The organism is Kitasatospora sp. NBC_00315 (genome assembly GCF_041435095.1).
Taxonomy (GTDB): Bacteria; Actinomycetota; Actinomycetes; order Streptomycetales; family Streptomycetaceae; genus Kitasatospora.
Map to the genome: position 1 here is coordinate 6,958,355 of NZ_CP108025.1, position 16,449 is coordinate 6,974,803.

Annotated in this window: 13 protein-coding genes; 4 read left to right on the top strand and 9 right to left on the bottom strand. The window is 73.2% G+C overall.

Translation table 11 applies throughout. The features are described from left to right. The first annotated feature begins 38 nt into the window (after window positions 1-38). Complete coding sequence (locus OG823_RS29220) at window positions 39-2,222, top strand: radical SAM/SPASM domain-containing protein (protein ID WP_371483090.1); 2,184 nt, start codon at window positions 39-41, stop codon at window positions 2,220-2,222. A 109-nt stretch (window positions 2,223-2,331) separates the two neighbouring features. On the opposite strand, the gene OG823_RS29225 is transcribed toward OG823_RS29220, so the two are convergent. Then, on the bottom strand, window positions 2,332-2,970 hold the full coding sequence (locus OG823_RS29225; protein ID WP_371483091.1) for a LysE family translocator: 639 nt from the start codon (window positions 2,968-2,970) through the stop codon (window positions 2,332-2,334). Window positions 2,971-3,245: 275 nt separating this feature from the next. Between OG823_RS29225 and OG823_RS29230 the strand changes: the two genes are divergently transcribed. Both OG823_RS29230 and OG823_RS29235 read left to right on the top strand, forming a co-directional pair. After that, a complete protein-coding gene (locus tag OG823_RS29230; RefSeq protein ID WP_371483092.1) occupies window positions 3,246-3,941 on the top strand; it encodes a DUF6308 family protein in 696 nt (231 codons plus the stop codon). A gap of 306 nt (window positions 3,942-4,247) precedes the next feature. Then, window positions 4,248-5,405 carry a serine hydrolase domain-containing protein gene (locus tag OG823_RS29235; protein ID WP_371483093.1) on the top strand — a complete coding sequence of 386 codons (1,158 nt, stop codon included), beginning with the start codon at window positions 4,248-4,250 and terminating at the stop codon, window positions 5,403-5,405. Between the two features lie 106 nt (window positions 5,406-5,511). Here the strand turns inward: OG823_RS29235 and OG823_RS29240 are convergent, their stop codons facing one another. From OG823_RS29240 to OG823_RS29250, 3 genes are all read right to left on the bottom strand, one after another. Further along, a complete protein-coding gene (locus OG823_RS29240; RefSeq protein WP_371483094.1) occupies window positions 5,512-6,174 on the bottom strand; it encodes a fasciclin domain-containing protein in 663 nt (220 codons plus the stop codon). Between the two features lie 178 nt (window positions 6,175-6,352). After that, window positions 6,353-8,002, bottom strand: a complete 1,650-nt coding sequence (locus tag OG823_RS29245; RefSeq protein WP_371483095.1) for a molybdopterin-dependent oxidoreductase — start codon at window positions 8,000-8,002, stop codon at window positions 6,353-6,355. A 313-nt stretch (window positions 8,003-8,315) separates the two neighbouring features. Beyond that, entirely contained in the window at window positions 8,316-9,008 is a 693-nt protein-coding gene (locus OG823_RS29250; RefSeq protein ID WP_371483096.1) for a GntR family transcriptional regulator, read from the bottom strand. A gap of 263 nt (window positions 9,009-9,271) precedes the next feature. On the opposite strand from OG823_RS29250, the gene OG823_RS29255 reads away from it, so the two are divergent. Beyond that, window positions 9,272-10,168 (top strand): hypothetical protein, encoded by an 897-nt coding sequence (locus tag OG823_RS29255; protein ID WP_371483097.1) that lies wholly within the window; start codon window positions 9,272-9,274, stop codon window positions 10,166-10,168. Window positions 10,169-10,470: 302 nt separating this feature from the next. Here OG823_RS29255 and OG823_RS29260 read toward each other — a convergent pair whose 3' ends face one another. From OG823_RS29260 to OG823_RS29280, 5 genes are all read right to left on the bottom strand, one after another. Further along, a complete protein-coding gene (locus OG823_RS29260) occupies window positions 10,471-11,163 on the bottom strand; it encodes a response regulator (protein ID WP_371483098.1) in 693 nt (230 codons plus the stop codon). Window positions 11,164-11,167: 4 nt separating this feature from the next. Beyond that, the gene (locus tag OG823_RS29265) at window positions 11,168-12,385 is read right to left on the bottom strand and encodes a sensor histidine kinase (protein WP_371483099.1); all 1,218 of its coding nucleotides are present in this window, start codon (window positions 12,383-12,385) and stop codon (window positions 11,168-11,170) included. Between the two features lie 26 nt (window positions 12,386-12,411). Further along, a complete protein-coding gene (locus OG823_RS29270) occupies window positions 12,412-13,287 on the bottom strand; it encodes a lysostaphin resistance A-like protein (protein WP_371483100.1) in 876 nt (291 codons plus the stop codon). A 269-nt stretch (window positions 13,288-13,556) separates the two neighbouring features. Then, a complete protein-coding gene (locus tag OG823_RS29275; protein ID WP_371483101.1) occupies window positions 13,557-15,071 on the bottom strand; it encodes an SDR family oxidoreductase in 1,515 nt (504 codons plus the stop codon). 45 nt (window positions 15,072-15,116) lie between these two features. Beyond that, window positions 15,117-16,232 (bottom strand): spore photoproduct lyase family protein, encoded by a 1,116-nt coding sequence (locus tag OG823_RS29280; protein WP_371483102.1) that lies wholly within the window; start codon window positions 16,230-16,232, stop codon window positions 15,117-15,119. Window positions 16,233-16,449 lie beyond the last annotated feature (217 nt).

Consider the following 16,449-nt stretch of genomic DNA (forward strand, 5'->3'; position numbering starts at 1 on the left):
CCGCCGTGCGAACGGGCCGTATGAACGGAGAGACAGCCGTGACAGCAGGCACAACACACGCGACCGCAGCCCCCACGGGTTCCCTGCGGTCGGCACGCTTCTACATCACCTTCCGCTGCAACTCGCTCTGCGGCTACTGCAACGTCTGGCAGGACGACAAGTTCAAGGGGTACGACGAACTCACCGCGGAGCGCGGCCGCGAGATCCTGGACCAACTCCACGCGCTCGGCGTGCGCTACGTGGACTTCACCGGTGGTGAGCCCGTCCTGCACCCGCACATCAACGAGATCGTCCAGTACGCCAAGTCCCTCGGGATGACGGTGGAGATCACGAGCAACGGCATCCGGTTCGCCAAGCACATCGACGCGATCGTCCCGTACGTCGACACCATGAACGTCTCCCTGGACACCCTCAGACCCGACCGCTACCGGGAGATCCGCGGCGTACCGACACTCGACCGCGCACTGGACGTGATCCGGCGGATCGCCGCGACCGGCTCCGGGAACCTCAAGCTCATCTGCGTGGTCACCCGGGAGAACGTCGACGAGGTGCCGGAGCTGCTCCGCTTCGCGCAGGAGAACCGGGTCGCCATCTACTTCTCCACCATGTTCGAGTACTTCGAGGACCAGGACACCGTCCGGGACTTCAACCGGACCCAGCGCAAGCTCAAGCTGGTCGAGCAGAACGGAAAGCCGGTCGACGACCGGCCGGCGCCCTGCGGCAGCGGTGGCGGTGGCGGGGAGCCGACCGGCGGAGCGATCGCCGCCGAGCTGCTCGGCCTGCTCCATCAGCCGTACGCGGTGATCAACCTGCACTTCCGCAAGTACGTCGAGGCCCTCGACCCGTCCGCCCCGACCGACTGCTACGCCAACAAGCGCATCCTCACCATCGGTCCGGACGGCCGCCTCGTCCTGCCCTGCTACCACGCCTTCGACAACTCGGTGGAGTGGGACCGCGATCTCTCGGAACTGGTCCAGAACGAGGAGTTCATCCGGGTCCGGGACGAGGAGGTCGGGCACCGGAAGGAATGCCGGGGCTGCACCGTCTTCCCGTACATCGGGCTCTCCTTCAGCTACCGCTTCGACAAGATCTTCCTCTACCAGGCCCTGTCCGAGGAGATCGCCAAGTTCAAGACCCGGTTCGCCGACCCCCTCCACCCCGCGATCACCCCGGACCTCGACGGACTCCGGCGGAGCTACGCCGATCTCGAACGGTTCATCGACCAGGGCATCCCCGTCCCCCGGCCGCCCGCCTCGCCGGACCTCTTCTACCGCTTCGACGTCACCGGGACCGGCATCAGATCCGAACTCCTCGCCGGTGAGACGAGCCTGGCGGAGCTGCTCGGCGACCACGTGGACGAGTACTGCTGGGGCATCCAGCGCTCGCCGCACGTCTGGATCCGGATGCTGTACCGGGATCTGATGCCCGCGCTGACCGAGCTCCACGCGGGGAGCCGGCTTCCCCGAGGAGCCTACGAGGCCACGGTGGCGGCCCTGTACGAGGTCCAACTCGCCTGGTGGCAGGCGTACCTGGGCCGCTACTTCACCGGTGGGCAGGCGATCGACACGGCCGGTCCGACCGCCGTGGTCGCCGGCTTCCTCGCGCGCACGGGTGACCTGCTGCCGGACGCGCCCCAGTCCGACCGGATCCGGCAGATCCTGCTGCACGCGGGCTGCGTGCTCGGCCTCGCACCCGAGAGCCTCGCTCCGCTCGCGGGCCGGACGCCGTTCGCCGAGCTGGCGTTGACCGTCAAGCACCTGCTGCTCGTCGCCGCCGACGCCGACCTCCCCGGTTACGCGGAGCTGCTCCCGGCGCACGCGGCGGAGCCGCTGCTCCGGGTGCTCCGGGAGCCGGAGCCCCGGCAGATCGGGCCCGCGGAGCCGGACGCGGACGACCCCGAGCTGTCCCGGCTGCTGCAGCACGAGCGCACACTCGACCGGGCCACCGCCGAGCGGCTCGCCGCATCGCTGCGCGGAGCCGTGCCGGAGCAGCACCGTGCGGACCTCACCGCCCGGCTGCTGGCCCACGAACTGCGGACCCCGCACCTGATCCGCCGTCGCGGGGCGGAGCTGCGACTGCGAGGGATCGGCGGAGCCGGCGGCGGCGCATCGCCGGTGGCCGTCGGGTCGGTGGCCGCAGGGTCGGTCGTGGCCGGGGCGCCGGCCGTCGGATCGCCGGTCGTCGGATCGATGGCCGTCGGCGAGGAGACCCCGCCCGCGTGACACTCGGGGCCGGGCGCGTCCCGGCCCCGATCGCCCGCCCGACGGCGATTCCCGGGAGCACCGGTGGGCCACCGGTGCTCCGCCTCCGGTGGCCCCCGCGTCGGGTCCTTCAGTCCTTACGGCCCGTCGCGGCGACCGTCACGCCGAGGCCGATCATCGTGAGCCCGCCGATCCCACCGATCAGCGCGAGCCGGCGCGGTGAGCGGACGAACCAGCTCCGCATGGTGCCGGCGGCGAGGCCCCACACGCTGTCGGACGCCACCGCGATGATGTTGAAGACCAGGCCGAGTACCAGCATCTGCGCCGTGACGCGCCCCCGGTCGCGATCGACGAACTGGGGGAGGACGGCGGCGAAGAAGACCATCGTCTTGGGGTTCGCCACGCCGACCGCGAATCCCTCCCACAGCGTGCGCAGGCCGCCCCGGGCGGGGGCGTCACCGGCGAAGGCGGCCTGCAGGGATCCGCGCCGCTGCACCGCCCGGGCTCCGAGGTACACCAGGTACGCGGCGCCCAGCAGCTTCAGTGCCGTGAAGACCAGGACCGAGCGTTCCACGATGCTTCCGACCCCGAGGGCCACGGCCACGACGAGCAGGTACGAGCCGAGGGTGTTCCCCGCGACCGTGGTCAGCGCGGCACGACGCCCCTGCGCCAGGGCCCGTCCGATCACGAACAGCACGCTGGGGCCGGGGATCACGATCAGCAGGAGGGACATGGCCGCGAACGCGATCAGCCGGTCGGAGGACACCATGGGGTCATGTAACACGGAGACCGCGTCCGACCGCAGCCGCTTTTTCGGACGCGGACCACCGCGGGCCGCTCCGGCAGTCGGGCAGTCGGGCAGTCGCGCGGGGGCGCGGGGGCGCGGATCGGGGCCGGATCGGGGCCTCGGTTCGGCGCCGGGCCACCGGAGCCGGGGACGGGGCGCGCCGGCGGTGCGGCGGAACGCCCTTGAGCGCCGCCGGGGTTGTCGGTGCTCGCCGATACGGTCGGGGTCCGAGCCGTTCCGACGAGAGGGAACCGACCGTGCCCGACCGGTCCGATGAGTTCACCGCGCGCCTGCGCGCCCTGCTGTCCGCGCCCGAGGCCGCCGCGGACCTGCGCCGGTACTTCTGCACCCGGGCCGCCGACGGAAGGGCGCCCGCGTACACCGGGGCCCGGTTCGAGCACCTGGACGGCGGCGGGGACCGGCCCGGGGTGGCCGACACCCTCACGGCCGCCGACCTGGCAGCCGTCCAGACCCTGTCGGTCACCGTGCCGGCCCGGGCGGCGATCGCCCTGCTGGAGGGAGACCTCGGTGTGACGCTGGCCGGGCTGCTGGCCGGCATACCCCGCGATCTGGACCTGGCCGAGGCGGAGCCGGGCGTGCTGGCGGCCGGATCGCCGGCCGACCTGGCCTGGCACCTGCTGAAGGAGGAGCCCGGGCTCGGGTGGGTGATGACCGGGAAGTTGCTGGCCCGCAAGCGTCCGCGTCTGATCCCGGTCTACGACCACGTGGTGCGCTGCGCGGTCGGCCGCCCCGACTCCTACTGGCTCTCGCTGCGGCAGGCACTGGCGGCCGACGGCGGTGCCCTGCACGAGCAACTGCTCGCCCTGCGAGCCACGGCCGACGTGCCGCGGACGGTGAGCGCGATCAGGGTGTGCGACGTGGTGCTGTGGATGCGTCACGTCACCGGCCACCAGGCCAAGGGCTGCCCCGGCGTGGCCGTACAGCCGCGCTGAGCGCTCCGACCGCTGCGACCGCGCTGAGCGCTGCGACCGCGCTGAGCGCTCCGACCGCGCTGAGCGTCCGACCGCTCCGACCGCTCCGAGTGGAGAAGGCGGAAAGCGGGGAAAGCGGGGAGCCGGGAGAACGGCCGCCGGGCGATGGTCCGATCGGTGGCGCCGGTGTTGCCCCGGCCGGGTGACGGCTCCGGCCGGTCGCCGGTGGCCGGAGCACCGCGGGTGGTGCGGTGGGGGTGGTCGGTGTCCCGCACCGCCCGGTCCCGATCGGCCCCCGTCGCGACCACCCCGCCCCGAGGAGCACCCATGCCGCTGCCCCGTCCGCGCCTTCGCCCGCTGCTCGCCGTACTGGCCGCCGCCTCGGTGCTCGGCCTGGCACCCCTCCCCGCCCAGGCGCGTCCGGCGCAGGACGAGAACCGGCTGCAACGGCGCCTGGCGGAGCTGGTCGGCAGGGCGGACGGCCCGCCCGGCGTCATCGCCGTGCTCCGGTACGGTTCGCACCGCGAGGTCCTGCACGCGGGCGTCGCCGAGGTGGGGAGCGCTCGGCCGCCGCAGCCGACCGACCACATGCGGATCGCCAGCGCGGCCAAGGCCTTCAGCGGAGCGGTGGCGCTCGGGCTGGTCGACAGCGGATTGCTCGGACTGGACGACACCCTGGCCGAGCGCCTGCCCGCGCTGCCCGCGGCTTGGGGGTCGGTGACGTTGCGTCAACTGCTCAACCACACCAGCGGGCTGCCGGACTACAGTGCGGCGCCGGAGTTTCGTGCGATCATCCAGGCCGACCCGCACCACCGCTTCGACTCCCGCTGCCTCCTCGACTTCGTCGCCGGCCAGGATCTTGAGTTCGCCCCGGGCTCCCGCTACGCCTACTCCAACTCGGACAACATCGCGGTCGCCCTGATGGCGGAGGCCGCCACCGGCCGCCGCTACGAGGACCTGCTGCGCACGGAGGTGTACCGGCCGCTCGGGCTGACCGGGACCACCCTTCCCCAGGGCTACCGGCTGCCCCGGCCCTACCTGCACGGCTACGCCGTCCAGCCGCCGGACGCGCCCGAGGACGTCAGCACGCTCTTCGGGGCCTCCGGCGCCTGGGCCTCCGGCGGGATCGTCTCCACCCCGGACGACCTGGGCAGGTTCATGGGCGCGTACGCCGGGGGCCGCCTGATCGCTCCGGCCGTCCGCAGGCAGCAACTCACCTTCGTCGACGGCGCCTCGGAGCCCGCCGGGCCGGGCCGCAACGAGGCCGGACTGGCGATCTTCCGCTACACCACCAGGTGCGGCGTGGTCTACGGCCACACCGGCAACACCGCCGGCTACACGCAGCTGGCGGTCGGCACCCCGGACGGCAGCCGCTCACTGGCCTTCTCCGTCACCTCGCAGGTCAACCAGAGCGGAACCCCGGACCTGCTGGCCGAACTCCGGTCCGTCCAGGAGGACTTCGTCTGCGCGCTGCTGAACGACTGAGGTCGCCCGTCGGTCGTCGCTCCGGCCGGACGGGGACACTCCGGCGCACCGGCGCGGTCGGCCGGCCCCCTCGCCGAGGGGGCCGGCCGACCGGGAGGACGGACGGTCAGGAGGTCGGCGGCATCAGGACGGTGTCGACGATGTAGACGGTGGCGTTCGCGGTGTGGACGTTGCCGCAGAGCACCTTGGCGTTGCTGTTGACGGTGAAGTCCTGGCCGGACCCGGTGACCATGACGTCGCCGCCCTCCAGGGTCTTGTGGGTGCCGGCCAGGGCGGCGGGCGCCAGGCTGTCGGGGGTGACGTGGTACGTGAGGATCTTGGTGAGCATGGCCTTGTCCGCCAGCACCTTGTCCAGGGTCTCCTTCGGGAGCTTGGCGAAGGCGTCGTTGGTCGGGGCGAACACCGTCACGCCCTTGGCCGAGTTGAGCGTGTCGACCAGGCCCGCCGCCTTCACCGCCGTCACGAGGGTGGACAGCAGCGGGTTGTTGGAGGCGGCGGTGGCCACCGGGTCCTGCGCCATGCCGCTGAAGCTGCCCGAGCCGTCCTTCGGCACGGCGGAACAGGCGGCACCGAAGGGGGCGTCCATGGCGGCGGCGCTCGGCGAGGACATGGCGGGGGAGGCGCTGGTCGCGGCCGGGGCCGACGAGGCGGCCTTGGCACTCGACGAGGAGGAGTCGCCACTGCTCCCGCAGGCCGTGAGACCGAGCGAGAGAGCGCCGACGGCGAGCACGACGGCGACGGTGCGGGTACGGGTGGTGGTCACGGACATGGTGGGTCTGCTCCTGGGGATCGCCGGTTCCGGGCATGGCGGTGCCGTGGCCCGGGCTCGGGTGAAGGTTCCCGCCGGACCGTTGAGTCGGTGGGCGGGTGGGTCGGTGGGTCGGTGGGTCGGTGGGTCGGTGAGTCGGTGGATCGGTCGAGTGGCAGAAGGGGTGTCGGACGGGTGGTCAGGTGACGGTGACCACGGTGCTGTGCCAGCCCGTGGATCCGCTCGGGTACGGAGTGACGCGCGCCTCGGGCTGCACGGCCCCGGTGGCATCGGTGGCGCGGACCTGGAGGGTGTGGGTGCCGGGGCGGGCGCCCTTCCAGTCGTAACTCCACTGGCGCCAGAGATCGGGCCCGGCGTCAGTGGCCAGGGTGGCCTCGGCCCATGGACCGTCGTCCACCCGGATCTCCACCGCGGCGATCCCGCGATGGGTGGCCCAGGCGGTACCGGCCACGCCGACGGTTCCGGCGGGCACCCGGGCGAACCCGGACGGCACCTCGATCCGGGAGGCGGTGCGCACCACACCCGCCCGGTCCCAGCCGCGCTCGACCCAGTAGGGGTCGTACGCGGCGAAGGTGGTGACCTCCAGGTCCACCAGCCACTTGGTGGCCGAGGTGTACCCGTAGAAGCCGGGCACCACCGTGCGGCAGGGGAAGCCGTGCGCGATGGGCAGCGTCTCGCCGTTCATCGCGACGGCGAGCAGCCCCCGGCGACCGTCGAGCACACCGTCCAGCGGAGTGCCGATGGTCATCCCGTCCTTCGAGCGGCCGACCAGCTGGTCGGCGCCCGCCCGTACGCCGGCCTCGCGCAGCAGCGCGGGGAGCGAGGCGCCCAACCAGCGGGTGGTGCCCACGTACGGGCCGCCCACCTCGTTGGAGACGCAGGACAGGGTGTGGTCCAGCTCCTCCAGCGGTCGTCGGAGCAGTTCGTCGAAGCTGATCTCCAGCGGACGGTCGACCAGGCCGTGCACCCGTAGCGACCAGTCACGCGGATCGATCCGGGGCAGGGTCAGCGCCGTGTCGACCCGGTAGAAGTCGGCGTTCGGGGTGACGAACGGCGACAGGCCGGGGACGTCGGGGTGGACGGCCCGCACCAGTGCGGGCGCGGGCCTGGCCGGCGGCGGTATCCGCACGGCGCGCCGTGCGCCGCCGACGTCCTCGCGCGCCGCGGTGAGCGCCCGGCCGCCGTAGCCGGCGGCGGCCGCGATCGCCGCGGCGGCGCCGGTGACGATCAAGAACTGCCGCCGGGCGGCCCCGGCCGCCGCCTGCGCCGCCTGCGCCGCTTCCGGCTCGACGGGGGCGGACGGAACGGGGGCGGACGGGACGGCCGCCCGGTAGCGGCCGGCGAGCAGGACCAGGACGGCGGCGCCGAGCAACCCGGCGGCCAGCGAGGGAAGCAGGGCGCCGGCGCCGGCGGTGTCGTGGGACATCGCGGCCCAGGCTCCGACACCCCCGAACGCCACGAAGACCGCGGCGCCGGCCCACCGGCGCCGCACCGCGATCAGCCCGGCCAGCACGGCGAGCGCCGCGAGGGTCAGGTAGATCCCGCCGAGCAGCACCGTCTTGTCGTCGGTGCCGAACCTGCGGACGGCGAATTCCTTCAGCCAGGTCGGCGTCAGGTCGATCGCCGCCGAGCCGACCGCGAGCGCCGGTGCGCCGGCCGCTCCCGTGAAGGCGGCGACCAGTTGGCCGGCCGCGAGCGCGGCACCGGCCGCGGCCACCCCCACGGCCGCGGCACCGGCCGTGCGGACCGCCAGGACGCGCAGGCGTCGTGGACGAGGTCCACCGGGGGAGGCCGGCCTGTCGCCGGGTTCGCTGCTCACACACCCCATTCGGCGCAGCCCCTGCGCCGGATGGGTGCGAATGACGATCTCACCCTTGAGAGTGAAAACAGGTGCCTGAGCTGGGGAATGACCGGCGGTCAGTCGACCCGGCCGGCGCGCGGCCCGCCGCCGAGGAGGGACGGGCGGTGGCGCGACCACCGCCAGGTCGTCGACGCGACCGCGCGGAGGTTCCGGACCGGCTCCGGGTAAGGGCGAGGGCGGCCACCCGCTACGAGAAGACCGCCATCGTCCACCGGGCAGGACTCCACCTCGCCGGCATCTTCCTTCGGGTCGGCACGCCGACCCGAAGGAAACGCCCTGGCTAGGTGGGCCGACCCGAATCGTGAGCCAGAGCGGCCGCGGTCATGGTGAGGTGCTGAATCAGGAGCGCGGCCGCGGTGTCGGCGTCGCGGGCCAGCGCCGCTTCCTCCAGCCTCCGGTGTTCCGTGGCACCGTCCCGGTCCGGGTCGCGGTGTGCCGACCAACGGCGGGCCAGCTCGCTCGCGGTCCACAAGCGGTCGAAGGTCTCCAGCAGGGCGGGATTGCCGCATCCCTCCAGGAGCGTGCGGTGGAAGGTTCTGTGGGCCTCGGCCCATGCGTCCGTGTAGTGCTCGCCCTCCTCCGGTGCGTACGCCGGGGTGCGGGCCAGGCGATGGTGGGCGGCCCGAACGCGGGCCTCCCAGTCGATGTCGCCGCGCTCGACGGACATGCGCAGGACCACCGGTTCGATGGTCCGGCGGGCCTCCGTGATCTCCTGCCAGCGCTGGTCGGAGAAGGACGGGACCACGAATCCCCGGTTGGGCAGCCGGTCGGCGAGCCCCTCGCCGACCAGCCGCACGAGCGCCTCACGCGTGACGGCCAGGCTCACGCCCCGCTCCCTGGCGAGGTCCTGCGGTTTGAGGGCGGCAGCAGGGGCGTAGTGCCCGCTCATGATCGCGCTCCGCAGGTGTGCGTAGACCTGCTCGGAAAGCATCTGCTTTCCGGCGGGGGTCGGGTCGGGAGGGGTGCCAGTCATGAGGCCAGCCTAGACGATCGTCCAGATAATCGATTATCCGTGTTATCGTCGATTCATTGACGGACGGGACATCGTCGCCGGCGCCGGTCATCGACTTCGGTGCACGCCTTCGACGTCGCCTCGACAGGCGTCCGGGCCGACGCGACCCCGGCCTTCCTCGGCCTCATCACGGCCGGTCACACCCTCGGCCACGCGGCGCTGACCGGCACCCCCGAAACCGCCGCCCGACAGGCGCCGCCCGACTCCAGGGAGAAGCAACCGCGATGCACCTCGACGACCTTGCCGACTCGGCCCGCCCCGGCGACGGCCCGATGGACCTGAACGCCGTCCGCGACGTCAGCCGTGCCATCAGCTCCGCCCACATGTTCGTTTACCTCGCCCCCGAGAGCGCGGCGGAAGCCGCCGCACTCGGCGTGACCGACCGCGGAGCGGCGTACCTGGCCTTCCGGTCGGCCGCGATGGGCGCGGTTCCCTGGCAGGTCACGCTCGCGGCCTTCTACAACTTCAGCCCGCGGGCGGTGCGGACCATGGCGGGTGTGTGGGACACCGCGTCGCCCGAGCGGTGGCAGGCCGCCCGATTCCTGGCCGTGGAACGGGCGATGCGGGCCGTCGGCGCACGCCTCACGGACGATCACCTCGCCGAGGCGCGCTCGCTGATCGACCCGGTCGTCACCGGCGCCGACTACGCCGGCAAGGTGCTGGCCGCCGCGAACGCCTCGGTCGCGCTTCCGTCCGATCCCCTCGTGGCACTGTGGCAGCAGATCACGGTGGCGCGCGAATGGCGCGGCGACGCCCATAACGTCGTGCTCGCCGACAACGGCCTCGGGCCGTGCGACTGCCTCGTTCTGCACACCGCGACGGGCCGCCTCCCGGCGCCCCTCGCGCGGGCCACCCGCCAGTGGAACGACGAGGAGTGGAGCGCGGCGACGGCACGGCTCACCCTGCGGGGTTGGCTCGACTCCAACGCCGTGCTCACCGACGCCGGCAGCGCGGCCCGCGAGCGGATCGAGGTGGAGACGGACGAGCACTGCGCCGCACTGTGGGCGCCGATCGGCAACGCGGGTGCCCGCCGCTTGGCCGCGCTCATCGCACCGATCACCGATGCGTTCACCGCGGCGGGGACGTTTCAGGCGGTTCGGGGCCGGCAGGATCTCGCCTAGACGATCCGTTGCCCGACGAGATCGAGTAGAGGCGTCCGGAGCCGGGCCGGACCCGCACAGCGATCCGGGCAGGCCGGCCGGGCCCGCGCCCGTCTCACCGAAGTGCCCGTTGACGCGGGCGCGGGCGACACCCTCCCCCCGGAGCGGCGGGCGGAGCCCGGTCGCGGCCCGTCCGGCAGCGGGAGCTCACCCCGGTTGCGGGGGTCGACGCGTGCTGTCGTGGCTTGCGGTCACGGTCGTCCGGTCAAGGTCGTCCGGGGCACGGGCCTGTCCCGGGGAGACGGTCACCCGGCCGTGCCGCTTCACGACATGCCGGGCACAAGTCCCACCCGGTAGGCGAGGACGACCGCCTGGACGCGGTCACGCAGGCCGAGTTTCGCCAGGATTCGCGACACATAGGTCTTGACGGTCTCGGGCGTGATGAACATCGCCGCGGCGATCTCCGCGTTCGACAGCCCCTCGGCGATCAGCTGGAGCACTTCCAGCTCACGGGGGGTCAGCACGCGCACGACGTCCTGCCTGGCCGTCCGGGAGGTGCCGGCCGGTCGCAGGTGCTGGGCGAAGTGGCCGATGAGGTGGCGGGTGACGGCGGGTGCCAGCAGGGCCTCCCCCCGGGCGACCGTCCGGATGCCGTTGACCAGCTCCGCCGTGGGCGCGTCCTTGAGGAGGAAGCCGCTCGCTCCGGCACGCAACGCGTCGTAGACGTGGGCGTCGACGTTGAACGTGGTGACGACCAGGACCTTCGACGTGTCCTCGGCATCGGGACCGGCCAGTAGCCGCGTCGCCTGGATGCCGTCGAGCAGGGGCATCCGGATGTCCATCACGACCACGTCCGGGCGCAGCCGCCGCGCGGCCTGGACCGCCTCGTGGCCGTTCTCGGCCTCCCCGACGACCTCCATGTCGGGCTGCGCGGAGAAGATGGTGGCATAGCCGGTCCGCACCAGCGCCTGGTCGTCGCAGACGAGCACGCGGATCGGTGGCGCTGCATCACTCACGGGATCACTCCTGAAGGGTTTTTGCCGGAATCGTGGCGCGGACTTCGAACCCGCCCTGGGGCCGGGGACCGGCCTCCAGTTCACCATCGAGCATCCGCACCCGTGCGCGCAGCCCGGTCAGCCCTCGTCCGCCCCCAGCGCCCGGTCTCCGTGTGACCGGTGCGACGGGTCCGTCCGTGGCCACCTCGATCCCGATGTGCTCGTCGCCGTACCGGAGCAGGACCCGGGTCGGCTCGCCGGCCGCGTGCTTCAGGGCGTTGGTGAGTGTCTCCTGCACCACCCGGTACGCGGTCAGTTCCACGTCCACGCTCTGCGGCCGCCGCTCGCCCTGCTGGCTGAACTCGACCGGTTGGCCCGACCTGCGGGCCCGCTCGACCAGGTCCCCCACCCGTCCCAGGGTGGGGGACCGGTCCGCAGGCGCCGGATCGGCAGTCGCCGATTCGCCGGTCGCCTCCAGGACGCCGAGCAGGTACCGCAGTTCGGTCAGCGCCCGTCGGCCGGTGTCACTGACGGCCGCCAGCCCCTCGACGACGCGTTCCGGCGCGGACGTGAGCAGGAACTGCGCCGCGTCGGCCTGGACCACCATGGCCGTCACGTGATGGGTGACCACGTCGTGCAGCTCCCGGGCGATCCGCGCCCGCTCGGCGGTGGTAGCGGCCTCGGCAGCCAGCCGCCGTCGCTGCGCGTCCTCCGCCCGCCGTGTGCGCACCGTGCTCCCCAGCAGCCGGACCGCGGCCAGGACCAGGAAGAACGCGAGGTAGTCCGGCACCGACTGCGGTGAACCGAGGTGGTGCAGGACGACGGCCAGCACGGCGTAGCCCGCGACCGCCGCGGCGGCCAGCGCGTGGCGCAGGCGGACCTGGTGGGCCCCGGCGGAGTACAGGGCCAGGTACAGGCCCAGGCTCGCGAACGTCGTCGCGAAGCCCAGTGCCTGGTGCACGGCGAACGCGCCCGCGACGACGGCCAGACAGGCCGCGGGCCACCTGCGACGGACCGCCAGCGGCAGGGTGTGGGCCAGGACCAGCCCGACGCCCAGCGCGTTCGCCGGCCGCTCGGGAAGATCGCCGATCTGTGCACCGATGCCGGACAGGGTCGGTACGAAGGCCGTCAGGGTGAGCGCCAGGGCGAGGATGCCGTCCTTGAGGAGGACATCCCGCTCCTGCCACCGGTCGAGCGGCGCCCGGAGCGACGGAAGGCTCCAGGATGTCTGACGATCGGTCATGTACGTTCCCCCCCAGTGGGTACTGCTCAGCGAGCCGTGCGTCGGCGGGCCTTCAGTCCACCGTTGCGGTGGGCCAGGACGAGCATCGGGACGGCCAGCGCCAGTGCGCTGAGGATGGGCAGCACCGACGCCTCCAGGCCGAAGTCGCCTCCGGTCAGCAGGGCGGACCCGTGGACGCCGACGGTGAACAGGCCCTCGGGGGCGTGCCCGGAGACCGGGATGCCGAGCAGTTGCTCCGCGGTGTTCCAGGTGAAGTGCAGGCCCGCGACGAACCAGATGCTACGCCGCCACAGGAACGCGGCCCCGAGCAGGCCCCCCGCTTCCAGGGCGATCGCCAGCCCGCTCCACACGTTGGCTCCCGGGGCGCTCAGGTGGGCGACGCCGAAGAACACCGAGGTGATCACGAGGGCGGCCCGGCTGCCCCACAGCTGCTCCAGGGCCTGCAGGGCCAGGCCCCGGAACATCAGCTCCTCGGTGACGGAGGCGCCGATCTGCACCATGACCGCGCTCAGGACGACCGACAGGAAACCGTGGTTCGCCCAGGAGAACGAGTAGCCTCCGAACACCGTGATCAGGAGGGCCGAGACGAGGATGAACCCCAGGCCGAGTCCGCCGCCCAGCAGCGTCGCCCGGCCGGCCCCGCGCCGAGCGGTCTCCGGCGTGGAGCGTCGTGCCGCGCGGTGCATGACCAACCGGTAGACGGCCACCGCGGCAGCCGCGCCCAGCGCCGGCACCGGGCCGGGCCCCGTCGCCGTCAGGGCCGAAACCAGGCCGACGCCCACCATCCCCGTCAGCATCCAGCCGAGCGGGGAGTGCAGGATCCGGCCGAACCGGCCGCCGTGTCCGACTCGGCCCTCGTCCAGGCCGGAGCCGGTGTCGCGCGGTATGGACGTCGTATCCATGGTGCCTCCCCTGTCGTGGTCGTACCTGTGCCGACCTGACGACCACGCTAGGGATCCGCCGACGTCCGCGAATCACCCGCACCGGGACAGCTCGGGTAGCTCGCACGGGGGATGCGCCACCCGCGGCGGCGGGTCCAGGGCCTGTTCGCGGATCCTGACAGGCCACCGCACGGGCGGTGCGTCACCGGGTGGGCGTCGGTGCCCGACGATCTGATGATCCGAAAGAAGCGCCGGCCCGGTGCCCGTCCATGCGGCGAGCTGTCGACCGGTCAGCCGACCTCGGCGGGCCCGGTGCTCTGCCGGGCCCGAGCGGCGATGTTCCGGGCCATCCCCCCGAACACCACGGTGTGGAACGGCGCCACCGACCACCAGTACGCGTGCCCTGCGAGCCCGTGCGGATGGAACAGTGCCCGCTGCCGGTAGACCGCGCCGCCGTGCTCGCCCGGCTCCACCCGCAGCTCCAGCCAGGCCGGCCCGGGCAGCCGCATCTCCGCCCGCAGCCGCAGCAGCCGGCCGGGCTCGATCTCCTCCACCCGCCAGAAGTCCAGCGAATCCCCGACCCGCAGCCGTGCCGGATCGCGCCGCCCGCGTCGCAGCCCGACCCCGCCGACCAGGCGGTCCAGCCAGCCGCGCAGCGCCCAGGCGAGCGGGAAGGAGTACCACCCGTTCTCCCCGCCGATGCCCTCCACCACCGACCACAGCGCGGCCGGGGAGACGTCCACCGCGAGCTCCCGCTCGTCCTCGTACAGGCTGCCGCCGGCCCAGTCCGGGTCGGTGGGCAGCGGATCGCTCGGCGCGCCGGGGATCGAGGCCGAGGACCACCGGGTGGCCACGTCCGCGTCCTGGATCCGCTTGAGGGCGAGCCGGACGGCCGTGTCGAAGCCGGTCAGGCCGCCGGGCGGGTCGGGGGAGTACCGGGCGATGTCGTGTTCCCCGCAGACCACCTCGTAGCGCAGCGACTCGACCAGTGGCCGGGCCAGCCCGCTCGGCACCGGGGTGACCAGTCCCACCCAGTGGCTGGACAGACTCGGCGTCAGCACCGGGACGGGCACGATCACCCGGCGGGGGAGTCCGGCCACCCGGGCGTAGCGCATCATCATCTCCCGGTAGGTCAGCACGTCGGGGCCGCCGACGTCGAAGGTGCGGTTGACCTCGGGCGGCAGCAGCGCGCAGTCGACGAGGTGGCGCAGCACGTCCCGGACGGCGATCGGCTGGATCCGGGTGCCGACCCAGCTCGGGGTGACCATCACGGGCAGCCGCTCGGTGAGGTGGCGCAGCATCTCGAAGGAGAGCGAGCCGGAGCCGAGGATCACCGCCGCCCGCAGCTCCGCCGTCGGCACCCCGCAGCCGCGCAGGATCCGGCCCACCTCGGCCCGCGAGCGCAGGTGGGGGGAGAGGTCGTGCTCCGCGACGCCCGCCGGGACGAGCCCGCCGAGGTAGACGATCCGCTGTACTCCGGCCGCGGCCGCCGCCCGTCCGAAGGCCGCGGCGGCCTCCCGGTCGCGGCGCTCGAACGAGGCGCCGGTGCCGAGCGCGTGCACCAGGTAGTAGGCGACCTCGATGTCCTCGAAGGCGTCCGGCAGCGTCTCGGGCCGGGTGACGTCGCCCCGGACGCACTCCACCGCGGTCCGCCAGGGCAGGTCGCGCAGGCGTCCGGGATCACGGGCCAGGCAGCGCACTCGGTGGCCGGCCGCCAGCAGCTCGGGGACGAGCCGCCCGCCGATGTAGCCGGTGGCGCCGGTCACCAGGACGGTGCGGTGCGCGCTCTGTTCGCTCTCGGGCATCCGGTACCTCCGCAGGGGTGGGACCGCCGGCGACGGGCCGGCGGGTCAGAACGCGTACCTGATCCGCAGCCAGGGCGCGTGCCGGCCGATCAGTGCGCGCAGGGTCTGTACGGCGGCGCCCTTGAGGCCGGTGCGGTAGCGCACGTTCCAGCCGCCGTTCTGGGAGCGCTTGGCCTCCTGGAGGCCGGTGCGCCAGAGCACCTCCTCGGCCTTCGGATGCCAGCGCAGGTTGACGTCGTGCAGGTCCCTGTTGTGGGTCAGCATGATGATCTCCGCCGCGGCCTGGCTCTTCACCGCGGCCGGCAGGGTGTCGTCCATCCGGCGCAGCAGATCCGCCCAGTCGCGCTCCCAGCCGTCGCGCAGCACCACCGGGGAGAAGTTGAAGTGCACCTCGTACCCGGCGGCCAGGAAGTCCGGTGCGGCGGCGAGCCGGTCGGGCACCGGGCTGGTCCGGACGTCGAGAAGCCGGGCGTCGGCGGGCGGCATCAGGGAGAACCGGATCCGGGTGCGGCCGCGCGGGTCCAGCTCCAGCAGCTCCCGGTTGACCCACTTGGTCGCGAACGTGGCCTTGGCCGTCGGCCAGTGCCGGAAGGCGCGGATCAGGTCGGCGGTGTTGTCGCAGATCAGGGCGTCGACCGAGCAGTCGTTGTTCTCGCCGATGTCGTAGACCCACGCGTCGGGATCGCACTGGTTCGGCTCGGGCTTGCGCCCCTGGCGGGCCACGTGCCGGCCGAGGTGGGCGATCACCTTGTCGATGTTGGTGAAGACGGTGACCGGGTTGGCGTAGCCCTTGCGCCGGGGCACGTAGCAGTAGGCGCAGGCCAGCGCGCAGCCGTTGGCCGAGCTGGGGGCGATCCAGTCCGCCGAGCGGCCGTTCGGGCGGGTGGCGATCGACTTCTTCACGCCGAGGACCACCACCTCGCTCTTGACCCGGGCCCAGCGCTCCACGTTGCCCTCGTTGCCGTGCAGGTGCGGGATCCCCCAGTGGGAGGGCACCTCGATCAGCTTCGCATCCGGGAAGCGCGCGAGCACCTGGCGGCCGCGCGGTGAGGCGGCGGCCTCCGGTTCGGCGTAGATCTCCCGGACGTCGAACAGCCGGCGGGTGGTGTCCTCGGCGGTCATGGTGCGGTTCTCCTCGTGGTCCCACCCGGCGCGCGGCACCGGGGGCGGCTTCGCTTCGTCCTGTTCGACGCCACGGGCTGGGAGGATTGGTGCCGGGACGCGGCGGTCGTCGAGAAATCGCACGCCGCGGCCAATCCGCCGGGCCGGCCGCGCCGAAGAGGGGGTGCCGAGCCCCGCGGACGACCGTGCGGGGGCGGCCCGTGCAGCCCGGCACCCAGCAGGAGGAAGCTCATGCCCGCGACCCGACCACAGGACC

Coding starts and splice junctions, on each gene's coding strand:
- OG823_RS29225 (WP_371483091.1), bottom strand. CDS start 2,970: ATGGTGTCCTCCGACCGGCTGATCGCGTTCGCGGCCATGTCCCTCCTG.
- OG823_RS29235 (WP_371483093.1), top strand. CDS start 4,248: ATGCCGCTGCCCCGTCCGCGCCTTCGCCCGCTGCTCGCCGTACTGGCC.
- OG823_RS29240 (WP_371483094.1), bottom strand. CDS start 6,174: ATGTCCGTGACCACCACCCGTACCCGCACCGTCGCCGTCGTGCTCGCC.
- OG823_RS29245 (WP_371483095.1), bottom strand. CDS start 8,002: ATGGGGTGTGTGAGCAGCGAACCCGGCGACAGGCCGGCCTCCCCCGGT.
- OG823_RS29250 (WP_371483096.1), bottom strand. CDS start 9,008: ATGACTGGCACCCCTCCCGACCCGACCCCCGCCGGAAAGCAGATGCTT.
- OG823_RS29255 (WP_371483097.1), top strand. CDS start 9,272: ATGCACCTCGACGACCTTGCCGACTCGGCCCGCCCCGGCGACGGCCCG.
- OG823_RS29265 (WP_371483099.1), bottom strand. CDS start 12,385: ATGACCGATCGTCAGACATCCTGGAGCCTTCCGTCGCTCCGGGCGCCG.
- OG823_RS29270 (WP_371483100.1), bottom strand. CDS start 13,287: ATGGATACGACGTCCATACCGCGCGACACCGGCTCCGGCCTGGACGAG.
- OG823_RS29275 (WP_371483101.1), bottom strand. CDS start 15,071: ATGCCCGAGAGCGAACAGAGCGCGCACCGCACCGTCCTGGTGACCGGC.